The sequence below is a fragment of the Mesorhizobium sp. CA8 genome, from assembly GCF_020164955.1.
Classification (GTDB): Bacteria; Pseudomonadota; Alphaproteobacteria; order Rhizobiales; family Rhizobiaceae; genus Mesorhizobium.
This window is the reverse complement of record NZ_JAIUHG010000017.1, coordinates 63,144-86,787: the sequence shown is the minus strand read 5'-3', so window position 1 is coordinate 86,787 and position 23,644 is coordinate 63,144. Positions and strand designations below refer to the sequence as shown.

16 protein-coding genes and 1 tRNA gene are annotated in these 23,644 nt (G+C 59.5%); 12 read left to right on the top strand and 5 right to left on the bottom strand.

Annotated features, from left to right (window positions below; genetic code table 11):
* The first annotated feature begins 40 nt into the window (after window positions 1–40).
* The 3 genes from LB553_RS19050 to LB553_RS19040 all read left to right on the top strand — a co-directional run bounded on the left by LB553_RS19050 (window position 41) and on the right by LB553_RS19040 (window position 1,348).
* Window positions 41–505 carry a phasin gene (locus LB553_RS19050; protein ID WP_224515769.1) on the top strand — a complete coding sequence of 155 codons (465 nt, stop codon included), beginning with the start codon at window positions 41–43 and terminating at the stop codon, window positions 503–505.
* Window positions 506–844: 339 nt separating this feature from the next.
* A tRNA-His gene (locus LB553_RS19045) sits at window positions 845–921 on the top strand.
* A 145-nt stretch (window positions 922–1,066) separates the two neighbouring features.
* Window positions 1,067–1,348 carry a hypothetical protein gene (locus LB553_RS19040; RefSeq protein ID WP_224515768.1) on the top strand — a complete coding sequence of 94 codons (282 nt, stop codon included), beginning with the start codon at window positions 1,067–1,069 and terminating at the stop codon, window positions 1,346–1,348.
* Between the two features lie 575 nt (window positions 1,349–1,923).
* Here the strand turns inward: LB553_RS19040 and LB553_RS19035 are convergent.
* Both LB553_RS19035 and LB553_RS19030 read right to left on the bottom strand, forming a co-directional pair.
* Window positions 1,924–3,297 carry an HlyD family type I secretion periplasmic adaptor subunit gene (locus LB553_RS19035; protein ID WP_224515767.1) on the bottom strand — a complete coding sequence of 458 codons (1,374 nt, stop codon included), beginning with the start codon at window positions 3,295–3,297 and terminating at the stop codon, window positions 1,924–1,926.
* Entirely contained in the window at window positions 3,290–5,038 is a 1,749-nt protein-coding gene (locus LB553_RS19030; RefSeq protein ID WP_224515766.1) for a type I secretion system permease/ATPase, read from the bottom strand. Before LB553_RS19030 ends, LB553_RS19035 begins: the two co-directional genes overlap by 8 nt.
* 409 nt (window positions 5,039–5,447) lie before the next feature.
* Here LB553_RS19030 and LB553_RS19025 point away from each other — a divergent pair, with 409 nt between their 5' ends.
* The 5 genes from LB553_RS19025 (at window position 5,448) to LB553_RS19005 (ending at window position 14,544) form a co-directional block, all read left to right on the top strand.
* Window positions 5,448–6,962 carry a calcium-binding protein gene (locus LB553_RS19025; protein WP_224515763.1) on the top strand — a complete coding sequence of 505 codons (1,515 nt, stop codon included), beginning with the start codon at window positions 5,448–5,450 and terminating at the stop codon, window positions 6,960–6,962.
* 854 nt (window positions 6,963–7,816) lie between these two features.
* Window positions 7,817–9,040: a glycosyltransferase family 4 protein gene (locus LB553_RS19020; RefSeq protein ID WP_224515759.1), complete on the top strand. Its 1,224-nt coding sequence runs from the start codon at window positions 7,817–7,819 to the stop codon at window positions 9,038–9,040.
* Window positions 9,037–10,305, top strand: coding sequence for an O-antigen ligase family protein (locus LB553_RS19015; protein ID WP_224515758.1), 1,269 nt, complete (start codon window positions 9,037–9,039; stop codon window positions 10,303–10,305). The genes LB553_RS19020 and LB553_RS19015 overlap by 4 nt, the downstream gene beginning before the upstream one ends.
* On the top strand, window positions 10,305–12,302 hold the full coding sequence (asnB, locus tag LB553_RS19010; protein ID WP_224515755.1) for an asparagine synthase (glutamine-hydrolyzing): 1,998 nt from the start codon (window positions 10,305–10,307) through the stop codon (window positions 12,300–12,302). Before LB553_RS19015 ends, asnB begins: the two co-directional genes overlap by 1 nt.
* Before the next feature lie 106 nt (window positions 12,303–12,408).
* Window positions 12,409–14,544, top strand: coding sequence for a GumC family protein (locus tag LB553_RS19005; RefSeq protein WP_224515752.1), 2,136 nt, complete (start codon window positions 12,409–12,411; stop codon window positions 14,542–14,544).
* 438 nt (window positions 14,545–14,982) lie between these two features.
* Here the strand turns inward: LB553_RS19005 and LB553_RS19000 are convergent, their stop codons facing one another.
* Complete coding sequence (locus LB553_RS19000; RefSeq protein WP_224515824.1) at window positions 14,983–16,029, bottom strand: class I SAM-dependent methyltransferase; 1,047 nt, start codon at window positions 16,027–16,029, stop codon at window positions 14,983–14,985.
* A gap of 383 nt (window positions 16,030–16,412) precedes the next feature.
* On the opposite strand from LB553_RS19000, the gene LB553_RS18995 reads away from it, so the two are divergent.
* Window positions 16,413–17,801, top strand: a complete 1,389-nt coding sequence (locus tag LB553_RS18995; RefSeq protein WP_224515748.1) for a lipopolysaccharide biosynthesis protein — start codon at window positions 16,413–16,415, stop codon at window positions 17,799–17,801.
* Window positions 17,782–18,888, top strand: coding sequence for a glycosyltransferase family 2 protein (locus LB553_RS18990; RefSeq protein ID WP_224515746.1), 1,107 nt, complete (start codon window positions 17,782–17,784; stop codon window positions 18,886–18,888). Before LB553_RS18995 ends, LB553_RS18990 begins: the two co-directional genes overlap by 20 nt.
* A 318-nt stretch (window positions 18,889–19,206) precedes the next feature.
* Here LB553_RS18990 and LB553_RS18985 read toward each other — a convergent pair whose 3' ends face one another.
* Window positions 19,207–19,731, bottom strand: a complete 525-nt coding sequence (locus LB553_RS18985; protein ID WP_224515744.1) for a helix-turn-helix transcriptional regulator — start codon at window positions 19,729–19,731, stop codon at window positions 19,207–19,209.
* Window positions 19,732–20,282: 551 nt separating this feature from the next.
* Between LB553_RS18985 and LB553_RS18980 the strand changes: the two genes are divergently transcribed.
* A complete protein-coding gene (locus LB553_RS18980; RefSeq protein ID WP_224515742.1) occupies window positions 20,283–21,806 on the top strand; it encodes a sensor histidine kinase in 1,524 nt (507 codons plus the stop codon).
* A gap of 1 nt (window position 21,807) precedes the next feature.
* Here LB553_RS18980 and LB553_RS18975 read toward each other — a convergent pair whose 3' ends face one another.
* Window positions 21,808–22,464, bottom strand: coding sequence for a LuxR C-terminal-related transcriptional regulator (locus LB553_RS18975; RefSeq protein WP_224515741.1), 657 nt, complete (start codon window positions 22,462–22,464; stop codon window positions 21,808–21,810).
* A 428-nt stretch (window positions 22,465–22,892) separates the two neighbouring features.
* Between LB553_RS18975 and LB553_RS18970 the strand changes: the two genes are divergently transcribed.
* On the top strand, window positions 22,893–23,615 hold the full coding sequence (locus tag LB553_RS18970; RefSeq protein ID WP_224515823.1) for a nucleotidyltransferase family protein: 723 nt from the start codon (window positions 22,893–22,895) through the stop codon (window positions 23,613–23,615).
* The last annotated feature ends 29 nt before the right edge of the window (window positions 23,616–23,644 follow it).

Genomic DNA, 23,644 nt, shown 5'->3' with positions numbered 1-23,644 from the left:
CGGCTTTCTGTCAAAGCCGCTATCCCGAAAAGGTTGGAAAATGTCCAAGACCACTGCCAAGACCGCAGAGACCATCGAAAACGTCGAATTCCCGAGCTTCGACGCTTCCAAGGCCACCGACCAGATCCGCGCCTTCGCCGAGAAGGGCGTCGAGCAGTCGAAGGAAGCGTACGCCAAGCTGAAGACCGGCGCCGAGGAGACCCAGAAGGTTCTGGAGTCGACCTACGAGACCGCCAAGACCGTTTCCAGCGACGTTTCCCTGAAGGCCATCGCCGCGCTGCGCGCCAATGCCGAGGCCAACTTCTCGCACCTCGAAGCCCTTGTCGGCGCCAAGACACTTTCGGAAGTCGTCGAACTGCAGACCGCGTTCCTGCGCAAGCGCGTCGAAATGGCTGTCGAGCAGGCCAAGGAATTCCAGACCGTTGCCACCAAAGCGGTCGAGGATGTCTCCAAGCCGGTCAAGACCGCCTTCGAGAAGGCGATAAAGGACGTCAAGGCTGCCTGATTTCGGCGCGCAACCCTGCGATGCATCAAAACGTCGCATTTCGTCAGACAAATAGTCGTGCGATAGGGTTGAAGATCAGATACCCGGGGATGGAACCTCCTCCCTCCGTCTCCGGGGTGACCAGCCAGCACCTCCTCCCGCTGGCTCGGAACAGGAAAAGGCCGGCACCTCCTCCCGCCGGCCTTTTCTTTGCCCTGACGTAGGCGGATGAGGAAACCCGTCCTTTACCTCATCAAGGCCCTTGAATTAGAATCCGATAGCCCGTATTTGACGCATCGCCGAACGACAGGGCGGATCACGGAGAAAGACGCTTCACCTCGATCCAGCTCAGGCACGCGTGCCGTTGTAGCTCAGTTGGTTAGAGCACCAGATTGTGGATCTGGGGGTCGCTGGTTCGAGCCCAGCCAACGGTACCATCGCCATCCTCGTTTAACGCGCGCCGTCCCCAATGTTCCCGCCGACCGGGCTGCTTATTTCTGCACGCTTCCCTATTATTCGTATCGAGCCGGAACAAATTTCGCGTGTTGAGATTATGAGCGGTTGGTTGCGGGGGACTGCGCGATGCTCCTTGCCTTGGATGATGCGATCTCAACGGCTGTTTTGGCCGGCAGAGGTGCAGGCGCTGAGGTTTTCGGCATCATCGACCTCAACAGCAAAATCGAAACCCGGATCAGCGCCATCAGCTTAGGACGAGCCATCCAGTTCGTCGCTAACGCATCAGTGCTTGGATACGATGTTCGCAATGCAATGGTCTTGTATGGCGAACCAGGAACGCCAAGTTTGAGGGCGTGGGATTGCGAACACCTTTGGGCGCAATATGGTGGCGTTCTGCTCCAGCCATAGCGGGCTTTCAGGCGCAACCGTGGCCGTGCGGGTGAAAAGAACCCGAAAAAGGCCGTACCGAGGATCAAGGTGCCGCGGCTCACTTCCGATCGATCAGCGGGTAGCCGGACGGAACGATGCGGATGTTAGGAGTTTTCCGGCGCCCATAACGCGCCGACAATGGGATTCCCATCCATTCAGCCCGACTGCCTGTTTCATCGCTCGGCGGTTCTGCACCGAGCGGCCCGGCACTCTGGCGGCTCGAGTCGCCAATGCGCCGGGCCTGACCGGTGGGCGCTGGAACGAAAAACATGGCGCCGGCTGAACCAAGACATATCAGCTCTTGCTGATTTTTTTGCCATGCGAACGAAGGACGCCGACGGCCTAAGGACGTGCGGTCAGGCGGGCACGCCTCGTTTTCCGGAAGCTGAAGCATGTCGCGCAGAAAGTGTGCGGCGGTTCTGGGACAACGACATGCATCAAAAACAAAGACTTAAAGCGCGTCGCCTGAATCCGTTTCAGCGCGACGCGCTTTAAGACGCGCAGGTATGAAGGAGTGGCGGCGGCGCAAGCGCCGGATCGGACCCTGTGTTTGCCTACCGGAAAGCGCGTGACATTTGGTCGGTGAGCGGCTTCAGCAGATAAGACCAGACACTGCGCTGGCCTGTGCTTATATGAACCTCGGCCGGCATGCCGGGCTTGAGCACCTTCGCATCCCTCAGGCACCCCGTCTTGTTGTCGACGCTGATGCGTGCCGAGAAGTAGGAGAGCTGGCGCTGCGGGTCCTTGATCAGGTCTGCGGAAATCCACTTCACCGCGCCCTCGCAGGCGGGTGTCGTGCCGGCATCGAATGCCGGAAAACGGATTGAGACCGGCTGACCTGGCTGAACATCATCCACCCGCGCCGGAGGAATGAGCGCGTCCACGACAAGATCGTCCGTATCGGGGACGATCGTCATCAGCAATTCCCCTGGAGCGATTACACCGCCAATCGTGTGGACAGTGGATTGCTGTATCGTTCCCGATTGCGGGGCGCGGATTTCAGTTTTGGTCAGCTCGTCCTGAGCCACGATCTTGCGTTCGGCGAGCTCGGTCCGTTTGGCTTCCGTTTCGCGCAGCTCCTTGGTTACTTCGCTGCGCCTTTGCTCGTCAAGCTGCAGAACCTGCAACTCGGTTTCGGTGATCTTGACCTGCGCTTCCGCCACGGCCGCCGCCAGCCGCCCGGACTCTCCTTTGGCGCGTGTCGCGTCCAGCCTGACGTTGCTGAGCCTCTCTTTCGAAACTAGTTTCTTGGAGTAGAGCGCGTCTACATCGGTGAGATCGCGGCCTAGCAAAGCCGCGGATTCGTCCATCGCGGCCTGCTGGGCCTTTAGGCCTTCGAGCTGTCGCTGGATCTGTTCGGTCTGGCTGCGAAGAAGCGTTTTTTGACCGGCCAATTCCGAAGCCCGCGTCTCGAGCAAGGCGCGCTCACCATTGACCAGCGCCACCACGCTTGGCTTGTTCATCTCCGCTTGAAGAGCGGCTGGAAGCTGCATCGTCGTCAGCCCCTGACGCTCCGCCTCCAGACGGGCAAGCCGCGCTGTGGCGCGATCGAAATCCTCGCTGATGATCTGAAGGTTTGTGCTTGCCAGCGTATCATCCAGCCTGACCAATACGTCGCCCGCCCGGACATGATCGCCATCCTGTGCAAAGATGCCGCTGATCGTGCCGCCGGCCTGGTGCTGCACCTTCTTGGTGTTGCTTTCAACCACCACGGTCGCGGGGGCGATCACGGCACCGGCAATCTCCGTCAAGCCGAGCCACAGCCCTCCGCCAGCCACCAGCAGGCAAGTCACCCCCAGGCCAAGAGCCAAGCTTGGACCGAGGCTGCCGGGCGGCTTCAACACGTTCGCGCCTGTGGAGCGCGAAGCAGCACCGAAGCCAGCATAGGACCGCAGGTCCGCAAAAACGCGAGGCAAGACGTCACGCATGGCCGCTCACTCCTCTTTGGGTCGGAATGATCGGACGGTGGCTGGCGGGAGCGGGTGGTCGCGCCATGCTCGACAAGACCTCCTCGCGGGAGCCAAACGAGCGGACCATGCCGTTGGCCAGCACCAGAACCTGATCAATATTGGTGAGAGCGGACGGGCGGTGGGCGACAACAATCACAATGCCTCCGCGTTGACGCACGGCCAGAACCGCTCCGGCAAGTGCGGCGTCACCTTCGACATCGAGATTTGAGTTAGGCTCGTCCAGAACGACCAGAAACGGCTCGCCATAGAGCGCCCTGGCGAGACCGATCAATTGCCTCTGGCCTGCCGACAGGGCCCTGCCTCCCTCGCCGATGCGGGTTTGGAAACCCTCCGGCAGATGCATGATCATCGAATAGACGCCCGCTGCTCTCGCGGCTGCGAGCACGCCTTTGGGATCGCTCTTGCCGCCGAACCTCGAGATGTTGTCCGCCACTGTACCATTGAAAAGCTCAACGTCCTGCGGCAGATAGCCGATATGAGCGCCGAGCGAATCCGGGTCCCACTGATCGAGAGGGGCCCCGTCCAGCCTTACCTTGCCGTTGAGCGGCCTCCAGGCTCCGACCAAGGCCCGCACGAGCGTCGTCTTCCCGGAACCGCTCGGGCCAACTATGGCCATGCCCGCGCCGCGAGACAGTTGGAAACTTACGTCGAGCACGGTCGGCTTTGGCGTGCCGGGCGGCGCTACCGTCAACGTCTCGACGGTCAGCCGCGTTTGCGGCCGGGGCAATTCCAAGGGTTCGATCGGGTCCTCGAACGAGTCGAACATCGTCTTGAGTTGGAAATAGCTATGCCGCGTCGCCAGAAAGCCTTTCCAGTTTGCGATCGCCGCATCGACCGGAGCAAGCGCGCGGCCCAGCAATATCGACGATGCGATGATCACACCGGGGGACGCTTCGCCGCCGATGACCAGATAGGCGCCGAGGCCCAGCACTGAAGACTGCAGCGCCATCCTCAGCGCTTTCGACAATGAACCGGTCCCTCCAATGATGTCGGAGAGCCGCTCCTGATGCGTCAGGTAGCTATGAACGATGTCGCTCCAGCGTCCGGCCAGTCTGGAAGAGAGGCCCATCGCGTGGACAACCTCCGCATTGCGGCGGCCGGACTCGGCGAGGGCGCGCTGCGAGATCATGGCTTCGGATGTCAGTCTGGCAGGCCCGCGACCGAAGATCTCCGCGACCGCGGTCAGCGCCACCACGACAAGAGCGCCGATCGTCGCCAGCACGCCAAGCGACGGGTGCAGCAGATAGATGATCAGCAGATAGAAAGGAATCCAAGGCGCATCGAAAATGACGGTCGGCCCGGATCCCGAGAGAAAGCCACGCAGGTGATCAAGATCCCGCAACGGATTGAGCCTGTCCGCCTCCCGTCCGGCCTTGAGCGGCAGAAGCACCGATATCGCGAATGCCCTTTGGTGCAGGTTTCTGTAAAGCCGGCTGGCAATGCGGACCAAGAGACGAAGCCGCACGAAATCGAGCAGCCCGTAGGCCGCGTAAAGGCCCAGCATTCCAATCGTCAACCCGACCAGGGTCGGAACACTCTGGGAGGGCAGCACCCGATCGTAGACCTGGAGCATATAGAGGGACCCGGTCAGCGCCAGCAGGTTCGTCACCGCTGAAAAAAGCCCAACGCCAAACAAGCCTTGAGCGCAGTCCGACATTGCGATCCGTAAAAGAGAGGAGAATTCTTGCTTTGTCTTCATTGCCTTCCGATTCACGCGGAAACCGCGCGGCTTTGTTGGCCCTGCCCGATATGGGAAGCTTGACTGCATGGATATGTCAGGTCCGAGCGATTGCCGGACGTGAGGCGTCACTAATGTAGCCTACTTTAATCGAAATGAAGCGAAATCGTGACCTGTCCCAAAATGGGAGCGGCTGAATCGGTGAAAATTGGGGATAATACCGGGAGATACGCTTCCTGATACGCCGACTAACGAAGCGCGACCGGACTGAAAACGCTGAGTTTTTTCTCCAGGAGATCTAAGACGGAACTGGACGCGATCAATTATTTTGACTGGCGAAATATGTATGTGACTTTTTCCTAATGTAACTTTCGTCTACTCAGGCGGCGCCGGGGGGCCTCGCCGAATCAAAAAGAAAGAAGGAGCGCCTATGGCAACTCTCCATTATGCCGCGGGTGGATCTACCGCCGACGTGGCAGCTGCAGGATTCAATCTCGTCGATGTTCAATATGTTTCGCAGGTAAACGCGCTACCTGACGGAATGAAGGCCTTGGTTTATCTCAACGCCCGTGATGGCGCCACTTCGTCCTTCATTGATAAAGTCACCCCTTTCCTAAACAATCCAAAGGTGTTCGGATTCTACCTCTGCGACGAGCCCGACCCGACCGGTCACTGGCATCCGCTGGCGACCGCGGCAAATCTGAAGGCCGAATCCGACTGGATTCATTCTCACTTCCCGGGCGCAAAGACCTTTATCTCGATGATGAACATGGGGTCCAACGCCAATCCGAGCTTCGCCAACACTTACAATCCGGCGAACACGGGCATCGATTATTACGGGATGGGTGCCTATGTGATCCATTCCGATACGGGCAGTACTCCTGACTACTCCATGATCGATCGCTTGGTTACGGCCGCGGTTGCAGCAGGCATTCCGGCTGACCGTATCGTCCCGGAATTCCAGGCTTTCGGCGGTGGAAACTGGGTAAGCGAAAGCGGCTCTGCCTTCGCGGTCCCGACCGCCGAGCAGGCGAAGGCAGTGTTTGATCACTGGGCCAAGCTGGTCCCATCGCCGGCGTTCGACTACACCTATGCATGGGGTGCGCAGAACGGCGACACCGCGCTTGAGAACTCTACGGAATTGCAGGCAATCTTCCGCGAGCACAACACCAGCTCGACGTCGTCGACGCTGCCCGCGACCACTGAGCCGACGCCGCCGACAACTTCCGAGCCCACGCCGCCAGCCTCCGAACCGACGCCGCCGACGTCCAGCGCGACGCCGCCGACATCCAGCCCGACGCCCACGACATCCGGCGCGACGCCGCCAACAAGCACAGACCCTTCTCACACCGATCATGTGATCCAGGGTGGCAAGGGCAACAACACCTATCACGTCAACAATGCGCATGACAAAATAATGGAAGCTAACGGTGGCGGCTTTGACAAAGTGATGGCCTCGGTCAGCTATGCCCTGTCCGCCGGCTCGCATGTCGAGCAACTCTCCACCTCCAAAACGGCAGGCAAAACCGCCATCAATCTGACCGGCAATGAGTTCGGCCAGACGATCCTTGGCAACAACGGCGACAACAAGATAAATGGCGGCGGCGGATCAGACCTGTTGAAGGGGTATGGCGGACACGATGCCTTCGTGTTCAGCACGGCGCTTGGAAAGTACAATATTGACAGGATCGCCGATTTCGACGTCTCTCGAGACAAGATCAATCTCGACCACGGCATATTCGCCGGGCTTCAGAAGGGCGCGCTTGCAGCCGGCGATTTCCACATCGGCCGCGGTGCACATGATGCGAGCGATCACATCATCTATAACAGCGCGACAGGAGCGCTTTCCTTCGACAGCGACGGAGCAGGCGGCCATGCGCAGGTCCAGTTTGCCAGTCTCTCCCCACATCTGCACTTGGGCGAAAGCTCCTTTGTTGTGATCTGACAAGGCGCCTTACCGATAGGAGCCCGAGGCTCCTATCGGTCTGGCCGTCAGAACCGGCCTCGCGCCGGCCGATAAGCTCGCAAAGCCAATGCGGGCCGACCCCATTGGTCTCCTCTGCGGTCCTCAGTTGCCGCTCCCGGCATCAAATCTGCTGCCAACTTAATCAACTCTCGCGTGTGCCGGTCTCTAGCTCTCGCCTTTATCTCGAATTTGTGGAACATTTCCCCGCGATCGAAGTTTGATTGGCTGGCCTGAGATAAGGGTGCGGGAGGATGGCATGCCGAGCTACGAGGTCGAGGAGATCTTCGCCGGAAAGGTGATCGTCTCCCACAAGATTGTTGCGCCAACGCCATTCCGGGCCGCAAAGCTCGCTACCAATCGGGACGTTACGCTGCGAAACTCCGAGGTCCGATGGATACGGGTCTTTGAAAAAGACCGGCGGCACCGGGCGTATGAATACACCGTCATTGAACGACCGCAGCTTGCATCGCGAACTGGGCCATCATAGAGCCTCGGCGTCCTGTCGGGATCACGTCTATGACCAGCTTCCTGCGAGGAGCCATGCTGTGGCTCCATTCCCGCGTTCGATAGCGAGAGATCTCTCGTCCGGCCAGCAGTAAACCGCCTGGGCGTTCTCGCCGAACCCGCATCGGTTTCCGACACCCATTGCCCTGATCCCCGCGCCGAACCGACTGGTTCCGTCATTCGAACGGACGAGGACAAGCTTAGGACCCCCCCGTAGCTTTCATGACCGATTGAACGCATTCCTCGCAAAGACAGCGGGCCATGAGAGACTATCCAAGTTCCAGCCACTTTGGGCCGGCGGACCGCAGCTTTTTGGGAGGGGTGGCAAAATGAAGCCCCACCTGGTCTGCGTCGGCGGTGAGGATCACGCGCTTAGAATTCCGTTTCTCATGGAGATGCGCGAGAGGGGCTTTCGGGTCACGGCAGTCTCAAGCGGCGAGGAAGCTCCATTCCTGCGCCACGGCATCGCGCACCGGAGCTACAGGTTTGACCGCTTTGCCACCGGTGGCGGCAATGCTGGCACGGTCAGAACACTTCGCAGACTGATATCGGAACTGCGTCCGGACATTGTCCAGAGTTTCGATACGAAGCCCAATCTCTTGACGCCGCTGGCGGTGCGTGGACAGGCACCGGTCGTCCGCACCATCAACGGGTTGGGCTGGACGTTCTCATCACTCCAGCCGCGCGCCTTGGCTCTTCGTCCGGTCTTTTGCGGCCTGCAATGGCTTGCGTCCCTCTGGACTGCTGCGACGGTCTTCCAAAACCGCGACGACCGGACATTTTTTGAGCGCTATCGGCTGATCGGACGCGGGGACAGTATCCTTATCGGCGGTTCCGGTATCGACATCGGCGCATTCGCCGCCGCGAGACGGCTTGGTCCATCGGCGGCAAGATTGCGCCAGGAATTCGGACTGCAGTCGGCTGAAGTCGTCATGTTTGTCGGCCGGTTGACTCGTCAAAAAGGAATACCGACCCTCCTCGCGGCGATTCCAAAAGTTCTCGCCAAAAGACCAAATGCACGCTTCGTCTTTGTGGGTCCGTGGCAGTCAGAGGGCCCCTTCGCCGTCGAAGCATCGGAATTTGAGCGCTTCGCGTCTCACGTGGTCGTGTTGGGCAAACGGCAGGACGTTCCTGCTCTTCTGGGCATGGCTGACATATTTGCCTTCCCAACCGAATACCGCGAAGGGATCCCGCGTGTGTTGCTGGAAGCCGGCCTCGCAGGATTGCCGACAGTTGCGTCCAGAATGCCCGGTTGCAGCGATTTCATCGAAGACGGATGGAACGGCTACCTTGTCGCGCCGCGCGACCCCGATGCGCTCGCGGATCGCATAATCGAGCTGCTGTCGGATCGGTCCCTTGCAGCGACTCTGGGCAGCCGCTCCGCCGCAGTTGTTCGGGAACGCTTTGCGTTGCCGTTGATAGTCGACCAGTACTGCGACCTCTACGATAAAACCATCAACGCCAGATCCCAAGGGGGCGCTGTTCGGTCGCGATCCGCGACTGCGCCTAGCCGCGACCTGGCGGATCGCCGGCTGGGTGGAATGCACGGATGATCCGGGACATGCTCCTTGCCCTTGGCGCCGTGATGGCCGGTGCGACGCAGCTCATCCTTCCGGGCTCGTCCTTCGGCTATGGCGAACTGTTTCTGGTCCTCTGGATCGTGCTGTCGATCGGACGGATACTCGCCGGCGGGCGTACCGTGCTTACACCTGCCCTGACCAAACTCGCCGGCTTCTGGCTGGTGATGGCAGTCGCTTTGGCTTTCGGCACCGTCGTCGCCTATTTCACCTCGATCGTATACTCGACCGGACTGGTACACGATACCGAAGCGTATCTTCTGTTGGCCTGCATTACATGCCTGGCTGCCGCAGAGCCCGATGCCGGTCGCCATTTGCGCCGCAGCGCGTGGTGGTTGATCGCAATCGCGAATGTGACACTTGCGATTCAGGTGGCTCAAGGCTGGGGGTGGCTCCCCCAGTCTAATGTCGAGTTATGGTACTGGGATCGTTTTCGCGGCTGGTCGGAAAATCCAAATCAACTCGCACTCTACTGCGCGATCTATGGCACGCTGGCTTTGCATCTCGGGACGACCACTAGCAATGGTTGGGCTAGGCTCCTTGGCATCGCCAGCGTGTTCTTCACCTTCTATGTGGGAAGGCTGACGAAGAGTGACGCCTATTTATATACCAGCATTCTGACGTGCCTGACGTTCCTCGGGCTGAGAATCAGGACATGGCTCAAGACAGATGACAACAAAGTCAGTCTTTCGCGGCAAGCCGTCCTTCTGTTGCTCATCGGCAGTTTACCGATGGCGGTCTCGATCACTCCCTACATTCTGTCGGAGGCGAACACCCTCGAAAACTTCGCCAAGAGCCTGACCAAGGACAATGGCGGCGAAGGGACAGCAGAAACCGCCGAGCTCCGCCTGTATCTTTGGGGCGCGGCGTTGGAGGACGGCGTGCAAACAGGATCGATGGGCCTCGGTCCGGGCCCGCATGTCAACCGTCCCCCAACCTGGCAGAGGCAGTTTGATTTTCTGACCCGACCCTTTGAGGCCCACAACACGATACTCGATCTGTACACTCAAGGTGGTGTCATCTCCGTTCTGGCGCTGGTCTGGCTCGTTGGCACCGCCATCATGTCGGCGTGGCGCGCGAAGCTGGACGCGCTGTTGGCGCTTATGGTGTCGATCGTCATCTTCAGTATGCCGCACCTGATCATCCGCCACCCGATCGTGTGGTTTGCGCTGACCTTATGCCTTGTTGCGGGCAGGCCTCGCGAGTTCGCTCCGAGGTTCGAGCCTATAAGGGTTGTGTAATGTGTGGGATCTCTGGAATTCTCCTCGCTACCGCCGCCGCGAACACGAAGCCGCTCGAGACAATAGGCCAGTTGACGTCGGCGCTTCGGCACCGTGGGCCCGACGGCGAAGGGCTCTGGACAGATCGTGAAGCGGGCATTGCGCTGGGCCATCGGCGACTGGCGATCGTCGACCTCTCGGCGAAAGGTCGTCAGCCCATGCGTTCCGCTAGCGGCCGGTATGTGACCACCTTCAACGGCGAGATTTACAATTTCAGGGACCTGCGGCGCGAACTTGAGGACGCCGGACATCAGTTTCGCGGCACCGGCGACACGGAAGTCATGCTGTGTGCGGTCGAGGCTTGGGGCATCGAGGCCGCCCTTAAGCGCTTTGCGGGCATGTTTGCGTTTGGGTTGTGGGACCTGAAGACCAGAACCCTTCATCTCGCACGGGATCGAATGGGCAAAAAGCCGCTTTATGTGGCATTGGTCGGGCATGCTCTGGTCTTTGCGTCCGAGCTGAAGGCGATCCGGTGCTTTCCGGGTTTCTCCGCCGAGCTCGACCTGGATGCGACCGCTGCCATGCTTTCGAGAGGGTGGGTGCCAGACCATAGATGCATCTGGCAGGGTGTGTTCAAGCTGCCGCCCGGTTCCCTGCTCTCCGTCAGACCCACCGATTTGGCCGAAGCCGGTGGCGCCGACGCTCTTCGCCGCCGGGTTAAACAGTGGTGGTCGCTGGCCGAGGTCGCCGCCAAAGGCCGTGAGAACCAGATCGCCGGCAGCGACGAGGATCTGACCGACGAACTGGACAACCTGCTTCGGCTCGCCGTTCGCGAACGGATGATCGCCGACGTGCCATTGGGCGGCTTTCTGTCGGGTGGCATCGACAGCTCCACGGTCGTGGCGCTGATGCAGGCTCAATCCAGAAGTCCGGTGCGCACATTCACGGTGGCCTTTGCCGAGGGCGGCTTCGACGAGGCCCCTTATGCGGCCGAAGTAGCACGGCACCTGGGAACCGATCACACCGAACTTCACCTTTCCCCGGCCGCCGCACGCGATGTCATTCCAGAATTGCCGCGTATCTGGGACGAGCCTTTCGCCGACGAATCGCAGATTCCAACGCTGCTGGTGGCGCGGCTGGCCCGCCAGCATGTAACCGTGGCGCTGTCGGGTGACGGCGGCGATGAATGTTTCGCGGGATATGGCCGCCATTTCATGGCGGAGAGGCTGAAGCGGCAGCAGGGGCTGCCCATACAGTTGCGCCGGGCCTTGGCGGCCGGGGCAGGGTTGCTTGCCCGCGCGGTCCGTCACGAGATCGTTGGCAACCTGCCGCTTTCGGCGAGTGTGCGGCATGCGCTACGCGGCGACCGGCTTGATCGGCTTGCTCCGCTGCTCGCCGCAACCAGTGAAGACGAGTTGTATCAGAGGCTGAAGGGATCGGCGGTCGAAAACCTCGCCCGGCAGAAGCTCCCCACATCGAGCGATGGTGCGCCGCAGCTCGACGGGTTGCTGTCGCGTCTCTTGTACGACGACATGGCGGGTTATTTGCCCGGCGACATACTGGTGAAGCTGGATCGCGCCACTATGGCCAATGGCCTCGAGGGACGATGCCCGCTGCTCGATCATCGGGTTGTCGAATTTGCCTGGCGCCTTCCCTCCAATGTGAAGGTTCGCAATGGTGGCGGCAAGTGGATCCTTCGTCACCTGCTGCATCGCTACCTTCCGGAGCGGCTGATTGACAGGCCAAAGCAAGGTTTCGATGTGCCCATAGCGGTCTGGCTGAGAGGTCCGCTGCGCATTTGGGCCAACGAACTTATCACCGGCATGCGCAATTCCGGAGACCGGATATTCGACCTTGCGAAGGTGGATGCGTGCTGGCGAGACCACGTCGACGGCAAGCACGACCATTCGCGCGAATTGTGGCCGGCGCTCATGTTCCAGGCCTGGCACGAAGAGGCGAGCAGGTCGCCGGTGTCAGAAGCGGGGCTTTCTCAAATGCCCGAACTTACAGGAGTATAAGATGGAAGGTTCCAAGGTTAGCCGCATCCATCTTCCGCATGCTACCGAAGCGCCTCCGACCGTACGCGAAATCAACCCTCGCATGAGACGGCCGTTGGGAGAGCAGATGGACACGCAAACGCCGCTCCATCAGCTCCTCATTACCCTCCAACGAAAAAAATGGTTCCTGCTTGCCATGGTCGTCGCAGGCGGCGTCCTTGCCGCGCTCTTGGGGCTTGCGCGGCCTGCCTTATACGAGGCCACCACACAGGTGCTCGTTGATGCGCCCAGCCGGGCGGCTCCGGCAGGCGGCTTGAGTTCCAGCCAGGATTTGCTGGAATCCAGCATTGACGACCATATAACCATGCTCTCGTCGCAGAGCCATCTGCGAAGCGTGGTGGCGGCACTGCGCAAAATAGATGCCGCCAATGTTGCCGGAGCCGCCGACGGTACAAAACGAGCCGATGCCGCGACCGCAACCTCTTCTCCCAATCCTGGCCGCGTCGAGCCGCCGAAATCGCGCTCGATTCTAGATGGTCTGCTGGAAAAAATCTGGCCGCGAAGCACGCCAGCGGAGCCAGATGCAGCTGAACTAAAGGTGCTGCGCGAGGGCATAAGGATTGGGCAGGAACTGAAGTCTAGAGTGATCAGTGTCGGCTTTACCGACAAGGATCCGGCGCGAGCCGCTCTTGTGGCCAATACGTTTGTCCAAGTATATATCGGCGATCTTGCAAGGAGAAATCAGGCTTCGGACGAACAGGAACTCGACTCGATAGTTGCCACGCTGCCGACTATACGAGACAGTCTCGCAGAAGCGACGGATCGGCTTGAAAGGTACCGGCTGACCCATGGCGCGGTAGATCAAGGTGCGGCGGACAACGCGGCCAAGGAGACGGCCGAACTCACTCAGCAGATATCGATGTCCAAGGCTGACCTCGCCGCGCAGGAATCCCGCCTTCAGCGCATTCAGGATCTCCGTAAGCAGAACGCACCGTTCGCATCGCTGGCCCAGGCGATCGGTACGCCCGAATTGGCCGATCTTGCGGCTCGCCAAGCCGCCGCGCCGGCAGATAAGAGCCTGGGCAAAGCGGTTGACAGTGCTGTAGAGCAAGCTCTCGCTCGTGTTGCCGCTGAGGTTGACATTTATCGCGCTCAGATCGGGGCTCTGGAAGATCGCAAGAAAGTTCTCGATGCGGTTGTGGCGGATACGGCCGGTCGGCTCTCCGGGTTGCGCGCTCTCGAGCCGCAGGTGAGCATCCTGACGCAGCGATACAACGACCTGTTGGCCCGTCAACAGGACTTGAAGCGGCAGATTGCAAAACCCAACCCCGGAGTCGGAATTCTTTCTGCAGCGTGGCCGCCTGCCAATCCAACGACTTTTCCGCCGATTTTCCTCGTTCCACCGGGCATGATCATGTTCGGCCTGATTGGAGGAATTCTCGTACTCCTGCGCCGACACTTCGATCGCACTTTACGCGGCGAGGCTGAAGCTGAAGCGGCGCTCGGGGTTCCGTGCCTGGCGCTCATACCGCAGGCCGCCACCCCGCACGCCAAGCGACTGAAGCAGTTGGTACTAGGCCAGCAGGAGTCCGGATACAGCCGCGCCGTGACGTCGCTGCTTGTCGCGGCAGCTCCAAGTCGACTGAGCGCTCGCTCCTCGCAGATCATGCTTGTGACATCCAGCACGCCCGAGGATGGGGCGACCGAGCTCGCATGGAGCTTGGCATTGGTTGCGACGCGCCTGGGCGGCCGAGTCCTTGTGGTCGATCTTGAACCCAAGGCCGCTTGGCTCACTCTTGAGTTTCTGAACCAGTATGGTGGACCCAAGGCTCGCCATTCTTTCGCGGACTATGTTTGCGATCGGTGTACCTTGGGAGATGCTGTCACCGGCATGCCTGAAGTCGGCGTCGACCTGATGACCCTCGGCCCTTCGGAGGATCTGCTGACCCTGCTGTCCCGCGGGAACGGGTCCGAACTGATGGAGGAGCTACGCTCGGTTTATAGCGTCGTTATCTTAAATGGGCCATCCGGGCTTGGGAGGCCGGAAGCCAGATTCCTCACCGAATGGGCGGACGTGGTGCTTTTCGCCGTCCGGTGGGCGAAGACGCCACGCCATGTCGCTCGCGGTGTGCTGGAACTGCTTCAGGGCGAAGATTCTGTTCCAGTACCCGTCGGGAGCGTTCTTACGCGGGTGAATCTCAGAAAGCATGCCGGATATCGGCTCGGGGACAGCGCCGACCTCCTGCGCGAGAAGGTGACTTGAGGAATTGGGAGACCTGGATCGATTGGGCGAGCAAGTTGCGGGCAATGCCGTGCGCTCTTCAAACGTGCGGCCTCCGTCCTCATGGCCGCGGCTGTCTATCTTCTGTTCCGTTCGTATGACGCACCATCCTGGGCACCGCTTGCCCTGGGGGTGACCGCAGTCTTTTCAACTTCGAACTGGTTCCGGATCCCTCTCAAATACGGGGTGGGAAGGTGCCCTTCTTGCCCTGGCCCTGGTCTACCTTGACAAGGCCCAACCAATTCGAACGAACACGCCGGCTTCGATGCTTCGCCCGGCTGATCTTTGATGACTTTGCGGTTCAGGGCGGCCAGTGGCACAACGCGATCTTGTAGCGTTCCCTCGCTCGCATGGCGACAACTGATCGGGCCAGCCTCCCCCGCTAAGCGACTACCCGAACTCCTCCGGGCGGAAAAACTGTTACGCGCTTTCCTTGAATTGATCTGGCCGTTCATTGCAGCCTGATTTGATGGCTCCGTAGCTCGGCGAAGAGACCTTTTCGACCGGCGAGGAGACTTTGTCGATCCTCGCCCAGAGTGCGTTCCCGCCCAGCGTCGACGCGTTGCTAACCGCATATGCCCATGCCGGCAGGCGTGACGGTGAAATCGCCAAAGCGGTCACGCCTTGCGCAATCCGTTGAGCTTTGCTTCGCGGCAGGGCGCGGACGAACTCACTCAGGCTGCCAGGCTTTTCTCCCTTACGCAAATAGCTGTTCACAATATCTTGCTTGAGGAAACTAAGCAGGTTGAAGGGTTCCCGCTCACATTTGGTCAGTTGCAAGCCATGCCGCCGACAAATCGCATCAAAGGCTTCCTTCGTCCATCGGCCGATATGATTGGGGGGCATGTCTATGAGGGATCCATGAGACTCCATATAGTATGTTCTGTTTTCATTTGGCACCGCAATGAAGACAGACCCTTGTGGCTTAAGCAGGAATTTCAATCGAGCGAAGACGTCGTCCACTTTGTCCATATGCTCGAACACCTGAAACAAGCAGATGAAGTCGAATGATTCCTCCAACTGGTCAAAGCTGTCTCCACGAATGTCGCTCGAGAACGTCGTGAAACCCTTTGACGACAACATCGACTGCGATGTTTCGTTATAATCGACTGCGGAAATATCCGAAATTTTGAAGAATTTATTTTTGACGCGATCGAGAAAATACCCGAAGCCGGCACCCACGTCGATAATCGTTTTTCCGTCAGTCCGCAGGCCCGCTAGTTCTTCGATGGTTCTTGCATATTCCCATCTCATGGTCGGATAGGAAGGATACGCCCAGGCGAGGTTGTAGAATTCAACCCCGCCTGCAACGAACGGATCTGCAAAACCGAATCCGCAATCTGAGCATTTGCGGATATCGCATGTGTCGCTTCCCCAGAGATCCGACAAGTGGCTCTTCAGGTTCCGAAAGCGATCGGGTTCCTGGCGCGGGTTGAGAAAATGTCGAGAGGCTTCGTCAGCCGTCACTTCGAACAATTTCGCAGTCGATGTACCGCAACACGCCGGACAAATGGTCATTTCGCTTGTCCCTAAAGCCTGACCGAAGCTGCGATTCCGCATTGAACAATGGAATTGGCGCAAGCTTAGGATGGGCACCGAACGCCACCATCATCCATCTGAATGAGATCATTCGGCGGAGCGGCGGCGCAAAGTATTCCCCACGCTTTGTCGTAGCGAATGCCGGAGTTTGAGAGCCGCGCCTTGCGACGGCTTACCTCAGGCAGGACAGCACAAATTCGCGATCCAGCCGCTCCGCCAAATCGTGTCATTCAGATGGATGATGGTGGCGTCCGATGCCCATCGTAAGCTCCCGGAACCGCGAAAATCATGCCTCTCGGAAGCGCGAACTCATGTCAGACAGGGCCAGCGACATTCTGAGATCGAGCAAAGTCCCCAGGGCTGAGAAAGCAATCATCGATATTCCGCCGAGCTCGATCCGCAACGTTATTCGCGCGGCTGGGGGGGTATCGGCCATGGCCATCACCGGCCAGCTTATTCTCGTTGCGACTATTCCGGTGCTGACTCGGCTTTATTCCCCGACGGATTTCGGCGTATTCACGATTTATCTTTCGATCGTCAACATGCTGGGCGCCGTCGCCGCGCTGCGCTTCGAACCTTCTCTCTATGGGGTCAAGGACACCGGGCAGACCTATGTCACGGTCAAGCTAATTCTGCTGGCCGTGTTCGCCACCGGTGTGCTGACCTTTTTGGTCGGGCAGGTCTTCTTGAGTGCTGCGCCTGCCCAACTCAGACACCTGGTATGGCTGGTGCCTATCGGGATGAGCGGCGCAGCACTCGTAGAAACGATGAATTGCTGGGCGCTACGGGCGGGCATGATGCGCAACTTCGCCATCGGCCGGCTGATCCTGCCAGCAACCATGGCCGTGCTGCAATTGGCTTTTGGTTTCGCACGTTTTGGGGGCGGGGCGATGGTATACGCTCATATCCTCAGCCAGTTCGCCTTTCTTGCCTTCATCGGTCTTCAGATCCTGTCCTGGGAGGATCTGCGCGGTATCGTCCGGGCCCCGTGGAGAAGCGTCTTTGACAAAGCCAAAAGGGAGTACAAATTCCCGCTGTTCGACATTCCCGCGACCCTCGGGAGCTACGCCATCAACAATCTTCCCGCGATTCTAGTCGGCTCCTTTTTCGGCGCCGCCTTTGCCGGTTATCTCGGCGTCGCGACACGGCTGGTGACTGGGCCTATCGTGCTGATAGCCACACCGCTAAGCAACGTGTTTGTCGCCGAGTCGAACAAGAGCAGCGATCGTGGGCATATGCTCGGCGTCGCGCGCGGCCTACTGATGCTTGCCGCCGGTCTTTCTGCGTTGCCGATACTGGCGCTTGGGCTGGCCGCCCCATACCTGGTCGTGCCGCTCTTGGGCAAGGCTTGGATTCCGACGGCCCAAATCATGACTGCTTTGGCATTCATGGGGGCCGTGCAAGCATTGTCGACACCGCTCAGCGAGGTTCCTTCCCTGTTGCGGCGGCAGGAAGTGCGGCTGGTCGTCGACGCCGCGCGGATGGTGCTTGTCTTCGGTCCGCTGCTCGCCGGCGCCAAGGCAGGGTGGGCACCTATCGACGTCATTTATCTCATGGCTGTTGGCGGGATGGTTGGGTTTGCCATTAAAACCGCGGCCTCACTGTATCTTCTGAAACGGGACATCGAACCGGCCCAGGTAACATTGTCCAGTCCGTATCCAATCGCGAGGAAACAGCACGATGAAGCTCCTGTTGAATAGCGACGAGCGCCCTGAGAGACCTGTGCCGTCGCTTGAGCCGGTGGCCAGCGGCAAAAATGAAATAAATCTGTCGGCGCTTGGTCCTATGGCCAATGTCGCTCATGCTGTTGACGCGTCACCCGCGCGCCCATTCATTTCCGTTGCCGTTCCGACGTTTCGCCGGCCGGACACCATCAGGCGCACCATCGACAGTGTCGTGGGGCAGGACTTTTCCAACTGGGAACTCGTCGTCAGCGACGACGAAGGGCAAAAGGGGTCGAGTTGGGCCATCTTGGAAGAGTATGCGCGACGCGACCCGCGCATTCGGATCGTCGAAAACTGCAGAGGCCGAGGGCAGGTGGAGAACACCAACAACGCCATGCTTGCCTGCACAGGCAAGTGGATCAAATTGCTGCATGACGATGATTGGCTGGCCCCGGGAGCTCTGAAGAGATTTGCCGAAATCTCGGTAAAATATCCGTCGGCGGCGTTCATGACCTGCGCGGCGCATGTTGTCGAGGAAGACCGGATCGTGATGCGGTCGGACCCGCCGGAGCAAAACCGGGTTTCGCTCTATTCCAGCCAGCAGTGCCTGACGGACCTCTATCTGGTACGGGTGACCAGGAGCCTTGGCATCATCCCTTCGACGCTCCTGATCAACACCGCCGTCATCCACGCCGGGTGTCAGATGCGAGCCCATAAATCCATCCCGGCCGGCGTCGATCAATTATTCTTTGTTGATCTGGCCCGTTACGGCGAAATGGTGGCAATCAACGAAGGGCTGATCTTCTATGATGCGACACATCATCCGAGCATAACGACGTCGAAAAGCTACGAGGACGTGGATGAGGTCACTCTTGCCGTCAAACAGCTGAATTGGGATCTGATCGAGGATAGAAAGGGCCTCCCGAAACCGGAGACGCTTCTACGTGCGCTGCGGGTCGCCCGCATCCCGGCCAGATTCCGACATCAATCCTGGCGAACGACGATGCGAGATGCCGTCCAGATCCTTCGGCCGTCCGTGATGAAGATCGCGAACCAGTATGCCCTGGAATACCTGTTCAGGATCCGACCAAAACTCGGCGCGGTGCAGACCCGCAAACGCTGATGCGACCGTGATGCTGGGCCTACCGTAGGAATCGTGCGCGCGTTCGCATGACAGCTCGATGGCCGGCAGCATGCGCGAACCATCGGGCGCATCGGGTCGACGAATCTCATCCGGCGAATGTCGCAGGAACAATTCCGGGCGGCGCAGTCATTTGCGTCAGAGCAATCCCAGGAAAGTATGGGGCGGATTCCGTCCGGAAGTGCGTCGACACTAGAGATAGAGCGGTTCGCCGTTTCGTGAAACGGTGAAACACTCGACGCAGACGTGGAGCAGTGGCGCGCTACCGGAAACCCAGGCGCGCCAGATGGTCGGGAGGTTCTACGGCAGGACCGAGATGCGCCCTAAAAGAGCGACCAATTCCGCCTGGCGCCTCGTCTCTGTCTTGGCGAACAGCGAGGCGAGCTGGGTGCGGATCGTGGTCCGGCTGAGCCGGCTGCGCTCGGCAATTTCCAAGGGGGCATCGCCGCTCGCCAAGCGCAACGCCAAATGCGTTTCGGCGCCCGTCAATCCAAACATTTTCCGCAGGGTTTCCGGATTGGGTCCGGTTCTCGGCTGGCGATCAAGGAGTGCGACAATGATCGACCCATCGGGAGTGACGACGCCTTCCTCATTCATGATGACCGGCCGGTCGCCGGCGCTGCGGATCACGATCCAGGACAGCGATCCGGCAGCAAAATGAGCAGGCACACCAGCTATCAGGCTTCTCAGTGCCGCCGATAGATCGCCGGGGGAATCTAGAGAATCCGCACAGGCCGTGAGAATGGTTTCGGCGGCTGAGTTCCATTCAAGCACTCTTTTCGACTCGCTGAGCACGAGCCAGCCACAACCTATGCGCTCAAGCATGCCGGTTATTGAATCAAGACACGGCCGCACGTATTTGCTCGCCGTGGTCGGCCTGAGGGTATTGCGAGGCGCGCCCCCCCTGGCAAAGGCAGTCATAGTCCGGCTGCCCGGACCAGGCGGTATCATGCCAGGCCTGGCGATAGATCTTGTGTCGTTCTGTCCGCTGACCAGATTCATGAATCCTCCATCCTCGTTTCTATTTCTGCTATCGGTGCTGGACGACCGACAGTCAGAAGATCGGGTGCTGATGTTATAAGGCCTTGATTTTTGGCGATCCGAAAGCGAGCAGATGGACTAGCTGCTCGCTCAACGGTCTAAGCTCGACGGGCTAGACCGAAAGTTGTAGGTAGGTTGGATGAGGTTGCCGAGGAGGTCCGATCCTGTCGCGAACTCACCTAGCGTCGACGGCTGTACTGATCGCTACGCTGCTCTTCGAGGTAAGGGTATCCTTAACGGGCACCACAGACCCGGCTTTTCTTGAATTTGTTCCGGCGATAATTGTCATCGCCTTCCTGGAAAGCCGCCGGATCGCAGTCGGATCAACGTTCCTGATGGCGGCCGCCGGCCTGGGCGCTCGGATAATTTTGCATCGCCAGCCTCTCGCCGATGATTGGGTGCGCGCCATCCTGTTTGTGCTTTCCGGTGGGATGATTGCCTTTCTTTTCGATCGCTCCAGGCAGAGCTTACGGGCCGCACTGGACGTTAAGCTCGCTGCCGTCGAAGCCGCAGAGTCGCGTTACCGACACGCTTTTGAACGAGCCGCGCTGGGCTTTGCGACCGCGAACGACCGCGGAGAATTGCTACGGCTGAACAAACGTCTCAGCGATCTGCTCGGCTATATCGAAGACGATCTTGTCGGGCGGCGCATAGACGAGCTTGTCCATCAGGATGATCGAGCGCTGCTCAAAAACTCGCTCGCCGCATTGACGGCCGAAGCGCCGTGGTTCGGCTCGGAAATGCGCCTGACCAGAAGCGACGGCGGCACGCTTTGGGCCTGGTTGACGCTTTCTCTTTCTGCGTCCGACACGGTGCCGTCGGACAGCCTGTTTGTAGTCGTAGACGACATAACCGAGCGAAGAGCCGCCCGCGAAGCGCTCATAGCTCAAAACGAATGGCTCGACCTTGCGCTGTCAGCCGGCCGGTTGGGCACCTGGCGCATAGACTATGGCCAGGACGTCATCTCGGGCTCACGCCAGTTTTGGGAGATTCTTGGATTGTCCCCGATGGCATTCCGCCCTCTTTCCGATCTGTCTTCGATCGTCCACCCAGCGGACTGGGGTAAGCTTGCATCGCCTTCAGGAACCGACCCGCGGGGGGCCAATTACGACGTGGAGATTCGTCTCAAGCGACCCGACGGCCAAGTCCGTTGGATCGCCTTGCGGGGACGCGAGGAAAACCAGGATGGCCGAGACCAGCGCGTTGGCATCGCGGCGGATTTGACCGAGCGACGTCAAACCACGCTGCTGCGGGCTGCGGTAAGGCGGCAAGAAAAATTGATGCTGGAGCAGCGCCACCGGTTCAGCAATCTGTTCCCCGTCATCACGGCGATAGTGAAGATGCTGGACGCACCGGAGGGCAGTCTCGCCAAGTTCAAGGAGACGCTGGTCGAGCGAATTCATGCGCTTGCGGCGACGCATATGCTGCTCACGCGTAGCGCGGATGGATCATCCACCATCCGGGATCTCGTCATGCAGGAACTGAAGCCCTTCTCGGACGCTGGCAGAACGATAGTCGCAGGCCCCGACATCAGGATTTCAGGCGGAACGGCGGAGAGCTTCGCAATGATTATCCACGAGCTCACGACCAACTCGATCAAGCACGGCGTGCTCGGCGATGCGCACGGCAAGGTTGAGGCACGTTGGGAGTTCACATCAGCCGAGGCGGGCGATGAGATTGTTTTTGAGTGGATAGAAACAGGGCGCCGACGCGCGGCTCCCTTCAGGCGTCCGGGTTTCGGATCTGTGGTTCTGGGAGTCGAGGGAACACCCCTTGTGGGCCATTCCTCGCAATTCGAGGTGCGGGAGGATGGATTGCGATATTCCCTTCGACTGTCTTCGAAGGAAGTGCATGCTTAACTCACACCGTTCCCAACCAGGTCTTTATCAGGACTGCGGCTTCCGTACGGTTTCGAACCCCCAATTCCCGCATGATTGCCGCCGCATGAATCTTTGTCGTAGCCTCGGCGATATCGAGATCTCTCGCGATCTCCTTGTTCGAATATCCTTCCGCCATCAGCCTTAGTACATCCTTTTGCCGCGATGTGAGCCTTTCGAGAGCGCCGGCGCCGGCGATGCTCCCGTGACGGATCTCGAGGGACTGCTCGTGGCTTCCCAAGTGCCGGGACAGGAGCGCCGGCACGTAGATGCGGCCTGCCAGGATTTCCTTCACCGCCAGGACGACCTCTTCGTCACTTTGCGATTTCACGATATAGCCGTGCAGCCCCACATTGAGAGCGGTCAGGATTTCAGAGCGTGAATCGTTTCCCGAAACGATCGCAAAGCGCGTGTCGGGATACGCAGCCAAAACATCGCCAATCACTTCCTGAGTGAAGAGCCCCGGCATGTTCAGGTCAAGCATCGCTAGGCTGACGCACTCGTGTTCGGCAAGAAGCCCCACCACGGCATCGAAGCACGCGGCCTCAAATATCTCAACGCTTTCAATGCCGGCGGTCAGCGCCAACCGTAAGCCACGCCTGTAGAGACCGTGATCATCGGCGATGACGATTTTGTACATTTTACCCCAACGCACACGCTTTCGGCCCGGGGACTATGACACGCGTCCAGAACGTTTTTTGCCTACGGGGCTAGTTCTGTGACGATGCGGGACTTGTCCGCCAAGCCGGAACCCAACAGAAATGTGCCTCTTCCGAAGGAAAAAAGCTACTCTGCGTTTACTATATTGCAAAGTCGGACCTTGGTCCCTAGCCATCGCTGCGTCCGCGCCCGGGCCCACGCTCCTGCACCGCCCGTCATTTCACTGTCGGCCAGTTGAGCGCCATTCGAACGCACGACGACAGGCGTACAGGCTGAGCGTATTTCTCGCTCAATTCGGAGCACGTTCGGCAGATCGGGTGGCGGGACCCGCATAGCCGCATGCGTGAGATTTCCGGACGCCGAGCTTGATTGTCGGCCTGTGTCGGCCGTGTGCGCAGGGAGTATCAAATGAAAGCGGTTATCCAATGCGGTGGAATGGGCATGCGTCTGCGCCCGTTCACATCGGTTCTGCCGAAGCCTCTGATGCCGATCGGTGCCCGGCCGGTGCTTGAGCTGCTGCTCAAATGGTTGCGGCGCAACGGCATTGAGAACGTCTACGTCACGACCGGTTACCTGGGCCATCTGATCCGCAGCGTGTGTGGCGATGGTTCGCAATGGAACCTCAAGATACGCTATACGCAGGAAATGGAACCGCTCGGAACCATCGGCCCACTCTCCTTGATCCGCGATGAACTGGACGAACCGTTTCTGGTCCTCAACGGCGATGTGCTCACCGATCTGAGCCTCAGCCGTTTCGTCGCGGCGCATCGGGCGCACAAGGATCTGGTTACGATCGCGACGGCGGCGCGTGTCACCAAAATGGACTTCGGCGTCATCGACGAGGTGAATGACACTGTTCAGGTATTTCGCGAAAAGCCTTCGCTCACGCATCTGGTGAGCATGGGAATCTACTGCATGGATCCGGCGGTTCTGCAGTTCATTCCGTCCGGCATTCCCTTCGGCTTCGACGATCTTATGCTGCAAATGCTCCAGGATGGGCAGGTCGTGCACGTCTACAAGCATGACGGGCTTTGGCTGGACATTGGCCGCGTCGAGGACTTCCAGAAGGCTCAGGCGGTTTCCTGGGAGGAGCAGTCGGCTTCGATCGAGGTCGCCGCGGCTGCCGCGTGAGGCGCTTTTCTACTCGCGAGAGTTCACCG